This is a genomic window from Streptomyces sp. NPDC045846 (assembly GCF_056431605.1).
This window is the reverse complement of the sequence record NZ_JBWKKJ010000017.1, coordinates 17,212-32,287: the sequence shown is the minus strand read 5'-3', so window position 1 is coordinate 32,287 and position 15,076 is coordinate 17,212. Positions and strand designations below refer to the sequence as shown.

The window sequence follows — 15,076 nt, the reverse complement described above, 5'->3', positions numbered from 1 at the left end:
AACCGCACGAATGGCAAAAACTGGTGCCAAGGCCCACAACCAGGAAAGTGGACCGGCGTTCACAGGTGCGCGTGCGATACACATTGTGTCCGGCCGCCGCCCACGGGCGGCAACTGCTTTTCCCTTCGTCGTCCCGCTGAAAGGAGCCTGGAAACCGTGCAGCGAAAGGCGTACGTGCCTGGTCTCGCACTCCTGGTGGCGCTCGCCTCCGGGTGCTCTTCGGGCTCCGGCGGCGACGGCGCCACCGCCGACTCCAAGGCGGGCGTGCCCAAGTCGGCGGTCGCGCAGCCCGGCAAGTACCGCACCCTCCCCGAGCCCTGCCGGGCCGTGAACAAGGGCGCGCTCAAGGACATGCTGCCCGGCGCGGCCGCCCTCGCGGAGGCCGACGCCACCAAGGAGTACGCGGGCACCGCCGACCTCACCTACGACACCGACCGCCGGGTCGGCTGCCGCTGGAAGGACGAGACGCCCGACGGCGTGCGCAGGCTCACGGTCGACTTCGAGCGGGTCGTCTCCTACGACCCGACCGTGAGCGACGACGACCAGACCAAGGAGCTGTACGGGAAGAAGGAGACGGCGGCGAACCTGCCCGCCCCCAAGAGCTCCGCCCCCGCGCCGTCCGCCCCCGCGCCGTCCGCCTCCACGACCCCGGGTGCCCCGGCCTCGCCCGCCTCCGGCACCCCCTCCGCCCCGGCCTCGCCCAGCCCCTCGGGCAGCGGCGGCGCGGACGGCCTCCAGCCGCGCCGGCTCAGCGGGCTCGGCGACGCCGCGTTCCTCAACGACGTATCGTCCCCGTCCGGCACCGACGGCGGATCGGCGACCGGACAACGTACCGTCACTGTGGTCTTCCGTACGTCCAATGTGATCGTGACCATCGAGTACACCGCCCAGGCCGTGGCATCCGCCGCGGTCCCCGACAGCAAGGAGCTGCAGGAGCAGGCCCAGGCCCTGGCCGGCAAGCTCGTCGAGCAGTTCAGCGAATAGCGCGCCAGCGCGAAGAACGAAGAGCGAAGGAATCATGCACCGATCAGCCCCGGCCACCCCCGAAAAGGCCCACGCCCCGGCCCCGCGCATCCGGCTCGCCCGTGTCCTCGCCTGTGCCGCCGTCCCTGTGATGCTCGTCGCAGCGGGCTGTTCCTCCGACTCGGGCGGCGACAAGAAGAAGGACACGGCGAGCGCGACGGCGTCCAGCGGCTCGCAGGCCTCCGCGTCGCCCTCCCTCGCCCCGGCGAAGTTCAAGAAGCTTCCCGAGGCGTGCCAGTCGGTCACCCCGGCGTCGATCGACAAGTACGTCCCCAAGGCGAAGACGAAGGCGGGCGAGGTCGGCAAGACCTCCGACCCGCAGGCCCAGGCGAGCTGCACCTGGAACGGCCTCGACGACAAGGGCGTGCAGGGCTCGCTCTACCGCTGGCTCGACGTCGACTTCAAGCGCTACGACTCCGCGCAGGGCCTCGGCACCGGCGACGCGCTGGCCCAGAAGCAGTACGACCGGGCGGTCTCGGCGGCCAAGGCGACCGCCGACGCGAAGAACGTGAAGGCCACGCCGCTCTCCGGCGTCGGCGACCAGGCGACCGCGATCACGTTCGACCTGAAGAAGACCGACGCGGACTTCAAGTACGGCGTCGTGGTGGTGCGCACCGCCAACGCCGTGGTCACCGTCGACTACAACGGCACCGGCTACCAGGGCGCCGACGCCCCGCAGACCAACGAGGTCCAGGACGGCGCCACCGTCACCGCCAAGGAGGCGGTCGCGGCGGTGGCCACCGCGAACAACAAGTAGCGCTCACACCACCGTACGGAGTCCGGCCCTCCCCTGTGGGCCGGACTCCGTACGCATGTGCCAGGCTGTGCCCGCCAGTTGCTTGACAAGGGGAGGGGACGCGGGTGGCCGCGACTCAGCTGACTCGGACCCACCGCATCCTGATCGGGGTGGTGGTCGCGGGTGCCGTGGTGATCGCCGGGATCGGTTTCGCGGGTTCGTACGCCGCGGTCCGCGAACTCGCGCTGCACAAGGGCTTCGGGAACTTCTCCTACGTCTTCCCGATCGGCGTGGACGCGGGCATCTGTGTGCTGCTCGCCCTCGACCTGCTGCTGACCTGGATGCGCATCCCCTTCCCGCTCCTGCGCCAGACCGCCTGGCTGCTCACGGCCGCCACGATCGCCTTCAACGGCGCCGCCGCCTGGCCCGACCCGCTCGGCGTCGGCATGCACGCCGTCATCCCGGTCCTGTTCGTCGTCTCCGTCGAAGCGGCCCGCCACGCCGTCGGCCGCATCGCCGACATCACCGCCGACAAACACATGGAAGGCGTCCGCCTCACCCGCTGGCTGCTCTCCCCCGTCCCCACCTTCCGCCTCTGGCGCCGCATGAAGCTGTGGGAACTGCGCTCCTACGAACAGGTCATCAAGCTCGAACAGGACCGCCTCGTCTACCGCGCCCGCCTCCAGGCCGTCTACGGCCGCGCCTGGCGCCGCAAAGCACCCGTCGAATCCCTCATGCCCCTGCGCCTGGCCAAGTTCGGCGTGCCGCTCGCCGAGACCGCCCCCGCCGGCCTCGCCGCCGCCGGCATGGACCCGGTCCTCCTGCCGCCCCCGCCCGCGTCCGTCCGCGTCGAGCCGCAGCCGGAACTGCCCCCGGCGCACGCCCACTCCGCGCCCGAGGAGCCCCCGCTCCAGGCCCCGGCCCCCGCCGCCCCGCAGGAGCAGGCCTACGCCGAGCCGGAGCAGCCCACCACGCACGAGAGCCCCTGGTTCGCCGCCCAGCACGTCTCGCCCGAGGTGTACGAGGGCACGTACGACCCGGCGTTCACGCCCGAGCAGCCCCAGCCCGCACACGGACCCGACCAGGAGCCCGTGATGGTCCCGGCGGGCCCCGGCCGCGAACGCCGGCTCGGCGTCCCGGACCCGCGCGCGGCCGGACCGCGGACCGAGCAGGAGCAGGAGGCGTACGCGGAACCCGTGCCGACGGACGCCGAGTTCGCCGAGTTCGCGGGCGTCGCCTACGACGCCTTCCGCCGGTACGTGAACCAGCACAGCGACTACCCGACCGTCGAGGCGCTCGACATAAACCTCACGGACGTCCACGGCGTGAGCTACCCCGGCAGCTCGGCCGTGCTGCGCAAGCTGTACCCGGAGTTCAAGCAGCGCTTCGAGGCCGAGCTCACCGAGGACCACATCGCCTGACGGTACGTCATGACCCGTTCCACCGGGCCTCCTTGGCCGCCCGCCCGGGCCGCGGCACGGCGAAGGGCCGCCACCCGGAATCGGTGGCGGCCCTTCGACTGGCGGTCGGGTCAGACGGCGAGCAGCTTGCGCACCCGGTCGGCGCCCACGGCGAGCAGCAGCGTGGGCAGCCGCGGCCCCGTCTCCCGGCTCACCAGGAGCTTGTAGAGCAGCGCGAAGAAGGACCGCTGGGCGACCTTCAGCTCGGGCGTCGGCTTGGCGTCCGGCTCCAGGCCCGCCATCACCTTCGGCACGCCGTAGACGAGCGTGGTGAGCCCGTCGAGCGACCAGTGCGAGTCGAGGCCCTCGACCAGCAGGCGCAGCGACTCGCGCCCCTCGTCGTCGAGCGAGCCGAGCAGCTCGGCGTCCGGCTCCTCGCGGACCAGGGTGCGCTGGTCGGCCGGGACCTGGGTGGAGATCCAGTTCTCGGCGCGGTCCAGGCGCGGGCGCACCTCGTCGAGCGAGGACACCGGGTTGTCCGGGTCCAGCTCGCTGAGGATGCGCAGCGTCTGGTCCTCGTGGCCGGCGGTGATGTCCACGACCGAGGCCAGGGTGCGGTAGGGCAGCGGGCGCGCGGTGCGCGGCAGCTCACCGGCGGCCGTGCGGGCGGCCCGGGCGTGGGCGGCCGCGTCGGCGGGCAGCACTGAGCCGTCGGCGACCTTCGCCTCCAGCTTGTCCCACTCGTCGTACAGCCGCTGGATCTCCTGGTCGAAGGCGATCTTGAACGACTGGTTGGGGCGGCGGCGCGCGTACAGCCAGCGGAGCAGCTGCGGCTCCATGATCTCCAGCGCGTCGGCCGGGGTCGGGACCCCGCCCTTCGACGAGGACATCTTGGCCATGCCGCTGATGCCGACGAAGGCGTACATCGGGCCGATCGGCTGGTCGCCGTCGAAGATCGACACGATCTGGCCGCCGACCTGGAACGACGAACCGGGCGAGGAGTGGTCCACGCCCGAGGGCTCGAAGATCACGCCCTCGTACGCCCAGCGCATCGGCCAGTCGACCTTCCAGACCAGCTTGCCGCGGTTGAACTCGCTGAGCCGCACGGTCTCCGAGAACGCGCACGCGGAGCAGGTGTAGGTCAGCTCCGTGGTGTCGTCGTCGTAGGCCGTCACGACCGTGAGGTCCTTGCCGCAGCCGCCGCAGTACGGCTTGTACGGGAAGTAGCCCGTCGAGCCGGTGCCGTCGTCCTCGGCCGCCGCGCCGGAGCCCTCGGCGGCCTCCAGCTCGGCCTCGTCGAGAGGCTTCTGCGACTTCTTGCCCGGCGCCTTCTTGGTCCGGTACTGCTCCAGGATCGCGTCGATGTCGCCGCGGTGCTTCATCGCGTGCAGCACCTGGTCGCGGTAGACACCGCTCGTGTACTGCTCGGTCTGGCTGATGCCGTCGTACTCGACACCCAGCTCCGCGAGGGCCGCGGTCATGGCGGCCTTGAAGTGCTCGGCCCAGTTCGGGTACGCCGAGCCGACCGGCGCCGGGACCGAGGTCAGCGGGCGGCCGATGTGCTCGTTCCACGACTCGTCCACCCCCGGGATGCCCTGCGGCACCTTGCGGTAGCGGTCGTAGTCGTCCCAGGAGATCAGATGGCGGACCTCGTACCCGCGGCGGCGGATCTCGTCCGCGACCAGGTGCGGGGTCATGACCTCGCGCAGGTTGCCCAGGTGGATGGGGCCGGAGGGCGAAAGACCGGACGCGACGACGACCGGTTTGCCAGGCGCACGTCGCTCCGACTCGGCGATGACATCGTCCGCGAAACGGGAGACCCAGTCGGTCTCGGTGCTGCTCTGAGCCACGGTCGGCACGTCCTTCTTTCTCGTATGCCTGGGAGAGGCTGGCACGCCCATTCTCCCAGACGGAACGAGCTCCCCGGGGGTTGCCCGTATCTCGGGAGAAAGGGAAGGGGGGCGCGTGGGAGAATCGGGGGGCAATCGTCCTCACTCCCGACAGGAACGGCACCTCATGGCCTCGGTCCATTCCCTCGCTTCCACTGTCCAGCAGCGCCTGGCGGACGCCCTCTCGGCTGCCCTGCCGGAGGCCGGCTCCACCGACCCGCTGCTGCGACGAAGCGACCGGGCCGACTTCCAGGCCAACGGCATCCTGGCGCTCGCGAAGAAGCTCAAGGGCAACCCGCGCGAGCTCGCCACGAAGGTCGTGGACGAGGTCAAGGGTGACGCGATCAAGGAGATCGAGGTCTCCGGACCCGGCTTCCTGAACATCACGCTCGCCGACCGCGCGATCATCGAGACGCTCGCGGCCCGCGCGGCCGACGACCGGCTCGGCGTGCCGCTGAAGGAGAACCCGGGCGTCACGGTCATCGACTACGCCCAGCCCAACGTGGCCAAGGAGATGCACGTCGGCCACCTGCGCTCGGCCGTCATCGGCGACGCGCTGCGCGGCATGCTCGACTTCACCGGCGAGAAGACCATCGGCCGCCACCACATCGGCGACTGGGGCACCCAGTTCGGCATGCTCATCCAGTACCTGATCGAGAACCCCGGCGAGCTGGCCCCGGCCGACGACGTCGACGGCGAGCAGGCCATGAGCAACCTGAACCGGGTCTACAAGGCCTCCCGCGCGGTCTTCGACGCCGACGAGGAGTTCAAGGAGCGGGCCCGCAAGCGAGTCGTCGCCCTCCAGTCGGGCGACCAGGAGACGCTTGAGCTGTGGCAGCAGTTCGTGGACGAGTCGAAGGTCTACTTCTACTCGGTCTTCGAGAAGCTGGACATGGAGGTCCGGGACGAGGAGATCGTCGGCGAGTCGGCGTACAACGACCTGATGCCGGAGACGGCGCGGCTCCTGGAGGAGTCCGGCGTCGCCGTGCGCTCCGAGGGCGCGCTCGTGGTCTTCTTCGACGAGATCCGGGGCAAGGACGACCAGCCGGTCCCGCTCATCGTGCAGAAGGCCGACGGCGGCTTCGGCTACGCGGCCTCCGACCTCTCGGCGATCCGGAACCGGGTCACCGACCTGAACGCGACCTCGCTGATCTACGTCGTGGACGTCCGCCAGTCGCTGCACTTCAAGATGGTCTTCGAGACGGCCCGCCGGGCGGGCTGGCTCGGCGACGACGTCACCGCGCACAACATGGGCTACGGCACGGTGCTCGGCGCCGACGGCAAGCCGTTCAAGACCCGTGAGGGCGAGACGGTCAAGCTGGAGGACCTCCTCGACGAGGCCGCCGAGCGGGCCACCGCCGTCGTCCGCGAGAAGGCCGAGAAGGTGGGCCTGACCGAGGAGGAGATCGTCGAGAACGGGCGGTACGTCGGCATCGGCGCCGTGAAGTACGCGGACCTGTCGACGTCGGCGAACCGGGACTACAAGTTCGACCTGGACCAGATGGTGTCGCTGAACGGCGACACGTCCGTCTACCTCCAGTACGCCTACGCCCGGATCAAGTCGATCCTGCGCAAGGCGGACGACGCGACCCCGGCCGCCCACCCCGAGCTCGAACTCGCCCCGGCGGAGCGGGCGTTGGGCCTGCACCTGGACGCGTTCGGCGACCTCGTCTACGAGGCCTCCGCCGAGTACGCCCCGCACAAGCTGGCCGCGTACCTCTACCAGCTGGCGTCGCTGTACACGACGTTCTACGACCAGTGCCCGGTGATCAAGGCCGACACCGAGGCCCAGGTCGAGAACCGGCTGTTCCTCTGCGACCTGACCGCCCGGACGCTCCACCAGGGCATGGCGCTGCTCGGCATCCGGACGCCCGAGCGCCTCTAGCTCCCGCGCCAACCCCCGTGTGGGACCGGCTGGTTCAGCCCGCGTCCAGGTGGTCCCACACGTTGGTGTCCAGGCGGTACTCGTACGCGGGCCGGCCCTTGACCGCGCTGGTGCGGAACGGCTTGCCGTTGTCGTTCACGACGATCTTGTCCGAGCGGTCGCCGCTGGTCCAGGAGACCTCCAGGTACCAGGTGACGTCGTGCGCCTGGGTGTGCACGTTCAGGTCGAAGACCTCGGGGTCCTTCGCGGACACCTTGAAGGGGAAGTCGCGCGCCGGGATCGCCGCGTCGGCCTGCTGCCCGGCGACCGGCTTGCTGACCGGCTGCGCCGAGTCCAGGTTGATGTCGAAGCTCTGCGGGACGATTCCGCTGCCGCAGCCCGAACCCATCGAGTACGCCGTCCAGTTGAGCGGCGCCTGACGTCCCACCACCCGCACGTTGACCCCGGTGATCACCACCGGTTCCGGGCTCTTGCCGGTGACGGTCAGCTCCAGTTTCAGCGCCTCGCCGTCGACCCCGTTGAGCGCCCGCGCCCAGGAGCGCCGGTCCTGGAGGTTCGTCGGGGGCGGCGGCACCGATCCGGGCTTCTGGTCGAGCAGATAGAACTTGCCGCACGGCTCTTCCCAGTCGTACGAGCTGATGCCCACGCTCACGGGGGCGCCGGTGGAGGCTCCCGCCTTCGGCGAGGGCTTCGAGCGGCCGGAGGAGCCCGACGGGCTCGGCGACGCGGCGGACGGGCTCGGGGCGGCGCTGGGCGAGCCGCTCGGGGCGTGCCCGGAGGGGGTCGCGGGCGCGGGAGTGCTCTCCTTGGCGTCCGCGACCGTGGAGCTCTTGTCGTCGTCGCCGGACAGGCTCGCGACGGCGACCGCCGGGACGGCGAGGGCGACGACGGCGGCCCCGATCAGCGCGAGCCGCACCTTCCGGCTGCTCAGCCCGCCCGTGCGCGCCGGGGTGTGCGGGACGGTGGGGCCGACGTCGGGCAGTTCGGCGGGCGCCTGTTCGGCCGGCCCCTTAGCGGGCTCGGGCGCGTCCGTGGCCGCCGGTGCGGGGGCCGCGATCGGCTCGCCCGGATCGCCCCGGGTGACGGGAGGGGCGGGGTCGGGCGTCGACTCGGGCTCGGCGGGCGTCTCGGGGGCCGCCGGTGCCGGGTGCGTGCCCCGCGCGCGCCGTCGCGCCTCGTCCGCCAGGATCCAGCGCCGGTGCAGCTCGACGGACTCCTCGGGAGTCGCCCCGCACAGCCGGGCGAGCCGCTCGACGGGCGCGTACTCGTTCGGGACCGCGTCGCCGTTGCAGTACCGGTGCAGCGTGGACGTGCTCATGTGGAGCCGGCCCGCGAGCACTCCGTAGCTGCGCCCCGAGCGGTCCTTCAACTCCCTCAGCAGCGCCGCGAACTGCTCGGACTCGGTCGTCGCCATGCCCCGGTTCCCTCCCCATCCATCCCAGGAACGCATTCCAGGGACAGGTCGTTTCCCCAGGTCAAAGGGTGTTCCAGCGTTCCAGCTTCCCCCATTGTCCCCTGCTCGTTGCAAGGCCGCCGGACCGGCCCGCAAGGTAGCTGCAACAAGCAACCGAACAGCTCGTTCCGGGAGCAGTCCATGCGATTCCGCATCCGGTTCAACCTCGCGGACTCGATGGCCGTCGTCGTCCTGGCCGCGTCCATCGCCACTCTCATCACGCTGATCCACCACTACCGCCGCTGACGGTCCACCGTCGGGCAGGCGCACTCACACGGGGAGCACCGATCACCATGCGCACCACCTTCCGCATCGCCGCCGCCGCGACCACCACCCTCGTCGCCGCCCTCGCCCTGACCGCCTGCGGAGGCGGCTCGGACGACGCAGTGGCGGGGGGTCAGCCGACCGCCTCGGCCGCCCCCTCGACCGCCAACCCGGCCCCGGCGGCGGGCGACGCGGCGGGCACCGGCAAGGGCTCGGGGTCGGACGCGGGCTCCGGCAAGCACACCGGCGGCTCCGCCAAGCCCGGCGGCAAGTCCACGAAGAAGCCCTCCGGGGGCGGGGGCGGCGGCATCAGCGACGCGCCCTGCACCGGCGCCGACGTGAAGCTGACCGCGACCCCGGTGAAGCGCCCGGTCAACCACATCCTGCTGACCGTCACCAACACCGGCAAGACGATGTGCAACGCCTACAACGCCCCCGTCGTCTCCTTCTCCAGCTCCCAGCAGGCCCCGATCCCGGTCAACAAGGAGACCATCCCGCAGGCGGTGGTCTCGCTGACCCCGGGCGCCTCGGCGTACGCGATGGTCCGCACGCTCGGCGAGGACGACGGCAGCGAGTCGTACAAGACCAGCAAGGTCACGGTGTACTTCCAGGGCAGGGCCGGCCTGGAGTCGACCGGCCCCGCGGCCCGCGCCTCGCTCCCCCAGAGCGTGGCCGTCGTGGACAGCCAGGCCATGGTCACGTACTGGCAGTCCGACCTGGCCGCGATCGACTCCTGGTAGCCCCCGCGTCCCGCACGGCGACCACGGTTGCCCCTTCCGGGACGGCGGGATGGAATGCCCCCATGGACAGTCCACCTCCGGCCGGACCATCGCCCCACCAGGCGGTCCTGGACGAAGTCGGCCCGCGCCTCAAACGGCTGCGCGCCCGGCGCGGCCTCACCCTGGCCGCGCTCGCCGAGACGACGGGGATCTCGAAGAGCACCCTGTCCCGCCTCGAATCAGGACAGCGCCGCCCGAGCCTGGAGCTCCTGCTCCCGCTCACGAGCGCGTACGGAGTGCCCCTGGACGATCTGGTCGGGGCGCCCGAAGTGGGCGACCCCCGCGTCCGGTTGAGCCCCCGCCCGTCGCCGAACGGCGGCACCTTCATCCCGCTGACCCGGGCGCCGGGCCCCCTCCAGGCGTACAAACTCCTCATCCCCGACCGGGGCACCGAACCGGACCTCCGCTCGCACGAGGGCTACGAGTGGCTGTACGTCCTGGACGGCAGGCTGCGGCTGGTCCTCGCAGAGCACGACCTGGTGCTCGGCCCCGGCGAGGTCGCCGAGTGGGACACGAAGGTGCCCCACTGGTTCAGCAGCGCGGACGGCCGCCCCGTGGAGGTGCTCAGCCTCTTCGGCCGCCAGGGCGAGCGCATGCACGTCCGCGCGAAACCGAAGGGCTGACTCTAACTGGGCTTGCCGAGCGGGCAGTTCAGCCCCTGAGCGCCCGACCGAGGCGGCCGAGCCCCTCCCTGATCTCGTCCGGGGCCGAGGTCACGAAGCAGAGCCGCAGCGCGGCCGGGTCGGGCGCACCGGCGAAGAAGGGCGCGCCGGGAACGTAGGCGACGTCGTGCTCGACCACCTTCGGCAGCAGGGCAGTTGCGTCACTCCCCTCCGGCAGCCGGACCCACAGGAACATGCCGCCCTCGGGACGGTTCCAGGTGGAGCCGTCGGGCAGCGCCTCGGGGAGCCCCGCGAGCATGGCGTCCCGGCGCTCGCCGTAGGCGGCCCGGACCTTGGCGACGTGCGCGTCCAGGTCGCGGTCGACCAGATAGCGGGCGGCGACGAGCTGGTTGACGGTCGCGGTGTGCAGATCGGAGGCCTGCTTGGCGATCACGCAGGCCCGCAGCAGCGCCCGGGGCGCCCGCATCCAGCCGATGCGCAGACCGGGCGCCATGATCTTCGAGTAGCTGCCGAGCAGCACGGTGCGGTCGGCGGCGTCCTCGTACGAGGAGAGCCAGGGCACGTGGGCGCCCTCGTAGCGCAGCTCGCCGTACGGGTCGTCCTCCACGATCCACAGCCCGCGCCGCACCGCCACGTCGGCGACCGCGCGGCGCCGCTCGGCGCTCATGGTGCGGCCGGTGGGGTTCTGGAAGGTCGGCACGCAGTAGAAGAGCTTGGGCCGCTCACGGGCCACGAGTTCGTCGAAGGCGACCGGGTCGGGCCCGTCCTCGTCGCACGGCACGGCCACGATCCGGGCCCCGGCGAAGCCGAAGACCTGCAACGCGGCCAGATAGCAGGGGCCTTCGACGAGGACCACGTCACCGGGTTCGAGGAGCGCGGCGGCCAGCAGGGTGAGGCCCTGCTGCGAACCGGTGGTTATCAGCAGGTCGTCGGCCTCCGTGGCGAGCCCCCGCTGGGCGAGCCGCACGGCGGTTGCCGCCCGCAGCGCCGGGCTCCCCTCGGTCGTGGAGTACTGCAGAGCCGTCCGCGCCTGCTCCGCCAAAACCGCCCGGAACGCATCGGCCATGCCCTCGGCGTCGAACAGCTCGGGCGCGGGAAGACCGCCCGCGAACGAGATCACCTCGGGCCGCGCGGTCAGCGCGAGGATCTCCCGTACCGGGGAGGCTCCCACGGACGCGGCCCGTGCGGCGAGCGAGGGCACCGCTGCGGCGGCCGGTGAAGGGGCGGTCATGGTGCGGCTCCTGTCAGTTGCTCGGATGTTCAACCACCCGGCACCCTACGCAGCGCCCCACCACCATGATCAGGCCATTCCACGATCCGGTCCCGCGTGCGGGCGGGGGCCCCAGCGATCCGGGTCGGGGTACGGGCCGCGATCGGATTCGGGGTACGAGCCGCCGTCCGGGCAGACGAACTCGCACCAGACCACCTTCCCCGGGTCGCGTTCCCCCACCCCCCACCGGTCGGCCATCGCACCCACGAGCAGCAGCCCCCGCCCGCCGTCGTCCGCCACGTCCGCGACCCGGGGCACCCCGCCCCCGCTGTCCTGCACCTCGACCCGCAGCACGGCCCCCTCGCACAACTCCACCCGCAGCAGGAACCCCCGCCCGGGCGGCACCCCGTGCACCAACGCGTTGGTGGCGAGCTCGCTGACACAGAGCAGCACGTCGTCGCGCCGGTGCGCGAACCCCCAGTCGGAGAGGGCCACTTCTGCGAACTCCCTTGCCGCGGGCACGGATTGGCGCCGCCTCGGGTAGAAACGCTCGCGGAATTCGTTCTGGGTGAGGGCCGTGGTCATGGGGAGAGGGTTTCGGACGGTGGGTCTGGGGCCGCAGTGGCCCGACCCGTACACAAATTCTGTACGGGCCCGCGATGCGTAACGTACGGGCAGGTATGGGGAGTTGGCAGGCATGTGCCCCAGCAAGCGACCCCGGAAGAACACGTCGGCGATGAGGATGGTCGGCGCCCTCGTGGCGACCTTCCGAGTGGCCGCGGGCCTGACCCAACGCGAACTCGGCCGCCTCGTGCTGCTGCACGAGGAGATGATCGCCTCGATCGAGCAGGGCCGCCGCCCCCTGAAACCAGACCTGGCCCGCGCCCTGGACGCCCTCCTCGACACCAAGGGAGCGTTGGAGGCGGTGGTCGCCAACATGCCGGAGATCGACCTGATCCCGGTGTGGGCGGAGGAGTACATGGACCTGGAGCGCGAGGCCATCGCGCTCTCCTGGTTCGAGAACCAGGTGCTGCCCGGCCTGCTCCAGACGGAGAACTACGCACGTGCGGTGTTCCGCAGCAAGGTGCCCGCGATCAGCGAGGACGAGATCAACGCGCAGGTCGCGGCGCGGTTGGAGCGGCAGGAGATACTGCATCGACAGGTTCCGCCGACGATCAGCTTCGTCATCGCGCAGAGCGTCCTGATGGACCAGCTCGGCGGCGAACAAGTACGCCGGGAAGTTCTGCGCCACCTCCGCCAGTGCGCAGACCTCCCAGGTCTGTCCCTCCAGATCATGCCGATCGGCGTGAAACAACATGCCGCCCTGGACGGCCCGTTCACCGTGCTGGAGACCCAGGACCACCAGCATCTCGGATACACCGAGACACAGCGCGGAAGCCAGCTCATTTCCGACCCCGACGAGGTGAGCATCTTGGCGCAGAGGTATGCGATGCTGCGGACACAGGCCCTCAACACCGAGGAATCCAAAGGCCTGTTGGACCGTTTGCTAGGAGAGTAATGAGCATCGGCGCACCGAAGTGGTTCAAGTCCAGCTACAGCGGGAGCGATGGCGGCCAGTGCCTCGAAATGGCCTGCGCCTGGCAGAAGTCGAGCTACAGCAGTGACGAGGGCGGCGCGTGCGTGGAGGTCGCAACCCACCCCTCGGCGATCCACATCCGGGACTCGAAGGACCCGGAGGGACCCACCCTCACGCTGAACCCGAGCGCGTGGCAGGGGTTCGTGGGCTCGCTCTGAGGGCGTTGTCAGTGGCGGGACCTACATTCGGGGTATGGCGATGCTTCCGAATCCACTCCCGCAGTTGACGAACGATCCGACCGGTACGGCGCTGGGCCTCGCGCTGCCGCCGGGCAGGGTGATCGGCCCGGAGGCCGAGCCGCTGCTCTGGTACGCGGACGAACCGGCCGCCCCGGAGGACTTGGCGCGCCTCGCCCCGGCTCGCAGGGCGTTGGGCCTGCATCCCGTACTGCTGGGCGGCACGAAGGAGTTGGCCGAGTGGGAGCTGGCCCCGGAGGAGATGTCGTACGCGGGCGACCACGACGCCGAGGACGTGCTGGCGGGGTTCTGGGAGACGTACGCCGAGGTGCTGGGCCATGACCCCGACGAGTGGCCGGGCCTGGCGGAGGCCCCCGCGCTCCAGCGGGACCCCGACGGCAGGGCGGCCGAGGTCGCGAGGGCGGCGATGGGCGAGGGCCACCTGAAGGGCGCCCGCGCGGCACTGGTCCCGGCCCGCCGCAGCGCGGACATACCGGCGGCGATGGGCTGGCGCGGCCCGCTGAACCACGAGAACGACACGGCGAGGCTGTGCGCGGTACTGCGCTCGTGGGAGGACAGGTTCGGGATCAGGGTGGTGGGCCTGTCCTTCAACCGGCTCACGGTCTCGGTGGCAGCCCCGCCGACCGACCCGGAAGAGGCATTGGTGCTGGCGGCGGAACACTTCGCGTTCTGCCCGGACACGATAGGGACCACGCTGCGGGACTACGCGGAGTCGCTGGTGGGCAGCGGGAGTTGGACGTTCGGGTGGGACTGAAGGGGCGGGCGCCCTGGAGGGCGGCGACGCATGGGGTACGTCGCCGCCATCACCCAGGGATCTGAGCCCTACAGCCCCTTGGCCACCTCGGTCGCCCAGTACGTCAGGATCATGTGGGCCCCGGCTCGCTTGATGCCGGTCAGGGTTTCCAGGATGGCCCGGTCGCGGTCGATCCAGCCCTTCTCGGCGGCGGCCTCGATCATCGCGTACTCGCCGCTGATCTGGTACGCGGCGACCGGCACGTCCACCGACTCGGCGACCTTGGCCAGGATGTCGAGGTAGGGACCGGCGGGCTTGACCATCACCATGTCCGCGCCCTCTTCGAGGTCCAGCGCCAACTCCCGCAGGGATTCACGGGTGTTGGCGGGGTCCTGCTGGTAGGTCTTGCGGTCGCCGCGCAGGGAGGAGCCGACGGCCTCGCGGAAGGGGCCGTAGAAGGCGGAGGAGTACTTGGCGGTGTAGGCCAGGATCGAGACGTCCTCGTGGCCCGTCTGGTCCAACGCGTCCCGGATGACGCCCACTTGGCCGTCCATCATCCCGGAGGGCCCCACGACGTGGACGCCCGCGTCGGCCTGGACCTGGGCCATCTCTGCGTAGCGCTCAAGGGTGGCGTCGTTGTCGACGCGCCCGTGCTCGTCGAGCACGCCACAGTGCCCGTGATCGGTGTACTCGTCGAGGCAGAGGTCGGACATGATGACGAGGTCGTCGCCGACCTCTTCCTTCACGGCGCGGATGGCGACCTGGAGGATCCCGTCGGGGTCGGTCCCGGCCGTCCCCGCGGCGTCCTTCTTCTCGTCCTCCGGCACGCCGAACAGCATGATCCCGGCGACCCCCGCGCCGACGGCCTCGACGGCGGCCTTGCGCAGGGTGTCGAGGCTGTGCTGCACGACGCCGGGCATGGCCTGGATCGGGACGGGCTCGGCGATCCCTTCCCTGACGAAGGCGGGGAGGACGAGGTCGGCGGGGTGCAGCTGGGTCTCCGCGACCATGCGGCGCATGGCGGGGGTGGTGCGCAGCCGACGGGGCCGGGCCCCGGGGAAGGATCCGTACACAGTCATGCGGTACACGCTACGCCCGCTTTGCGGGGACTCTCCCCCACCCCTGGGGTTGAAGCACCCTGGGGGGCTCCGCCCCCAGCCCCCCCGTTCGCGCCTGAACGGCGCTCGTCCTCAATCTCCCCCAAGGCCTTAAGGGCCAGGGGGGACCCCCATGACGGGCTAAAGATGCCCATGCGGGCCAGCACCAGTGCTGTTAGGGGCGCGGGGA

Annotated in this window: 14 protein-coding genes; 9 read left to right on the top strand and 5 right to left on the bottom strand. The window is 71.2% G+C overall.

The genetic code is table 11. From position 1 onward, the window contains the following. Positions 1-156 precede the first annotated feature (156 nt). The 3 genes from AC07F3_RS35290 to AC07F3_RS35280 all read left to right on the top strand — a co-directional run bounded on the left by AC07F3_RS35290 (position 157) and on the right by AC07F3_RS35280 (position 3,180). The gene (locus AC07F3_RS35290) at positions 157-984 is read left to right on the top strand and encodes a DUF3558 domain-containing protein (RefSeq protein ID WP_479118762.1); all 828 of its coding nucleotides are present in this window, start codon (positions 157-159) and stop codon (positions 982-984) included. Between the two features lie 34 nt (positions 985-1,018). Then, a complete protein-coding gene (locus tag AC07F3_RS35285) occupies positions 1,019-1,780 on the top strand; it encodes a DUF3558 domain-containing protein (protein WP_479118761.1) in 762 nt (253 codons plus the stop codon). A 104-nt stretch (positions 1,781-1,884) separates the two neighbouring features. Then, the gene (locus tag AC07F3_RS35280; protein ID WP_479118759.1) at positions 1,885-3,180 is read left to right on the top strand and encodes a DUF2637 domain-containing protein; all 1,296 of its coding nucleotides are present in this window, start codon (positions 1,885-1,887) and stop codon (positions 3,178-3,180) included. A 110-nt stretch (positions 3,181-3,290) separates the two neighbouring features. On the opposite strand, the gene lysS is transcribed toward AC07F3_RS35280, so the two are convergent. Continuing rightward, entirely contained in the window at positions 3,291-5,018 is a 1,728-nt protein-coding gene (lysS, locus tag AC07F3_RS35275; protein WP_479118757.1) for a lysine--tRNA ligase, read from the bottom strand. A gap of 157 nt (positions 5,019-5,175) precedes the next feature. Between lysS and argS the strand changes: the two genes are divergently transcribed. Continuing rightward, positions 5,176-6,933: an arginine--tRNA ligase gene (argS, locus tag AC07F3_RS35270; RefSeq protein ID WP_479118756.1), complete on the top strand. Its 1,758-nt coding sequence runs from the start codon at positions 5,176-5,178 to the stop codon at positions 6,931-6,933. Positions 6,934-6,967: 34 nt separating this feature from the next. Here the strand turns inward: argS and AC07F3_RS35265 are convergent, their stop codons facing one another. Next, positions 6,968-8,347 carry a helix-turn-helix domain-containing protein gene (locus tag AC07F3_RS35265; protein WP_479118755.1) on the bottom strand — a complete coding sequence of 460 codons (1,380 nt, stop codon included), beginning with the start codon at positions 8,345-8,347 and terminating at the stop codon, positions 6,968-6,970. Positions 8,348-8,679: 332 nt separating this feature from the next. Here AC07F3_RS35265 and AC07F3_RS35260 point away from each other — a divergent pair, with 332 nt between their 5' ends. Continuing rightward, positions 8,680-9,390: a DUF4232 domain-containing protein gene (locus tag AC07F3_RS35260; protein ID WP_479118754.1), complete on the top strand. Its 711-nt coding sequence runs from the start codon at positions 8,680-8,682 to the stop codon at positions 9,388-9,390. 62 nt (positions 9,391-9,452) lie between these two features. Next, positions 9,453-10,052, top strand: coding sequence for a helix-turn-helix domain-containing protein (locus AC07F3_RS35255; protein WP_479118752.1), 600 nt, complete (start codon positions 9,453-9,455; stop codon positions 10,050-10,052). 28 nt (positions 10,053-10,080) lie between these two features. On the opposite strand, the gene AC07F3_RS35250 is transcribed toward AC07F3_RS35255, so the two are convergent. Together AC07F3_RS35250 and AC07F3_RS35245 are read right to left on the bottom strand one after the other, a co-directional pair. After that, positions 10,081-11,283, bottom strand: coding sequence for an aminotransferase-like domain-containing protein (locus tag AC07F3_RS35250; RefSeq protein ID WP_479118751.1), 1,203 nt, complete (start codon positions 11,281-11,283; stop codon positions 10,081-10,083). A 69-nt stretch (positions 11,284-11,352) separates the two neighbouring features. Next, positions 11,353-11,847 (bottom strand): ATP-binding protein, encoded by a 495-nt coding sequence (locus tag AC07F3_RS35245; protein WP_479118750.1) that lies wholly within the window; start codon positions 11,845-11,847, stop codon positions 11,353-11,355. A gap of 112 nt (positions 11,848-11,959) precedes the next feature. Between AC07F3_RS35245 and AC07F3_RS35240 the strand changes: the two genes are divergently transcribed. From AC07F3_RS35240 to AC07F3_RS35230, 3 genes are read left to right on the top strand one after another with little or no spacing between them, the layout of a single operon-like run. Then, complete coding sequence (locus tag AC07F3_RS35240) at positions 11,960-12,781, top strand: helix-turn-helix domain-containing protein (protein WP_479118749.1); 822 nt, start codon at positions 11,960-11,962, stop codon at positions 12,779-12,781. Next, on the top strand, positions 12,781-13,017 hold the full coding sequence (locus tag AC07F3_RS35235; protein ID WP_479118748.1) for a DUF397 domain-containing protein: 237 nt from the start codon (positions 12,781-12,783) through the stop codon (positions 13,015-13,017). Before AC07F3_RS35240 ends, AC07F3_RS35235 begins: the two co-directional genes overlap by 1 nt. Before the next feature lie 34 nt (positions 13,018-13,051). Further along, positions 13,052-13,810: a DUF4253 domain-containing protein gene (locus AC07F3_RS35230; RefSeq protein ID WP_479118746.1), complete on the top strand. Its 759-nt coding sequence runs from the start codon at positions 13,052-13,054 to the stop codon at positions 13,808-13,810. A 68-nt stretch (positions 13,811-13,878) separates the two neighbouring features. Here AC07F3_RS35230 and hemB read toward each other — a convergent pair whose 3' ends face one another. After that, complete coding sequence (gene hemB / locus AC07F3_RS35225; protein WP_479118745.1) at positions 13,879-14,868, bottom strand: porphobilinogen synthase; 990 nt, start codon at positions 14,866-14,868, stop codon at positions 13,879-13,881. Between the last annotated feature and the right edge of the window lie 208 nt (positions 14,869-15,076).

Bases quoted from the DNA above. Each gene is read 5' to 3' on its own strand.
- AC07F3_RS35235 (WP_479118748.1), top strand. From the start codon at position 12,781: ATGAGCATCGGCGCACCGAAGTGGTTCAAGTCCAGCTACAGCGGGAGC.
- AC07F3_RS35260 (WP_479118754.1), top strand. From the start codon at position 8,680: ATGCGCACCACCTTCCGCATCGCCGCCGCCGCGACCACCACCCTCGTC.
- AC07F3_RS35255 (WP_479118752.1), top strand. From the start codon at position 9,453: ATGGACAGTCCACCTCCGGCCGGACCATCGCCCCACCAGGCGGTCCTG.
- AC07F3_RS35285 (WP_479118761.1), top strand. From the start codon at position 1,019: ATGCACCGATCAGCCCCGGCCACCCCCGAAAAGGCCCACGCCCCGGCC.
- AC07F3_RS35230 (WP_479118746.1), top strand. From the start codon at position 13,052: ATGGCGATGCTTCCGAATCCACTCCCGCAGTTGACGAACGATCCGACC.
- AC07F3_RS35250 (WP_479118751.1), bottom strand. From the start codon at position 11,283: ATGACCGCCCCTTCACCGGCCGCCGCAGCGGTGCCCTCGCTCGCCGCA.
- argS (WP_479118756.1), top strand. From the start codon at position 5,176: ATGGCCTCGGTCCATTCCCTCGCTTCCACTGTCCAGCAGCGCCTGGCG.
- hemB (WP_479118745.1), bottom strand. From the start codon at position 14,868: ATGACTGTGTACGGATCCTTCCCCGGGGCCCGGCCCCGTCGGCTGCGC.
- AC07F3_RS35265 (WP_479118755.1), bottom strand. From the start codon at position 8,347: ATGGCGACGACCGAGTCCGAGCAGTTCGCGGCGCTGCTGAGGGAGTTG.
- AC07F3_RS35245 (WP_479118750.1), bottom strand. From the start codon at position 11,847: ATGACCACGGCCCTCACCCAGAACGAATTCCGCGAGCGTTTCTACCCG.
- AC07F3_RS35240 (WP_479118749.1), top strand. From the start codon at position 11,960: ATGTGCCCCAGCAAGCGACCCCGGAAGAACACGTCGGCGATGAGGATG.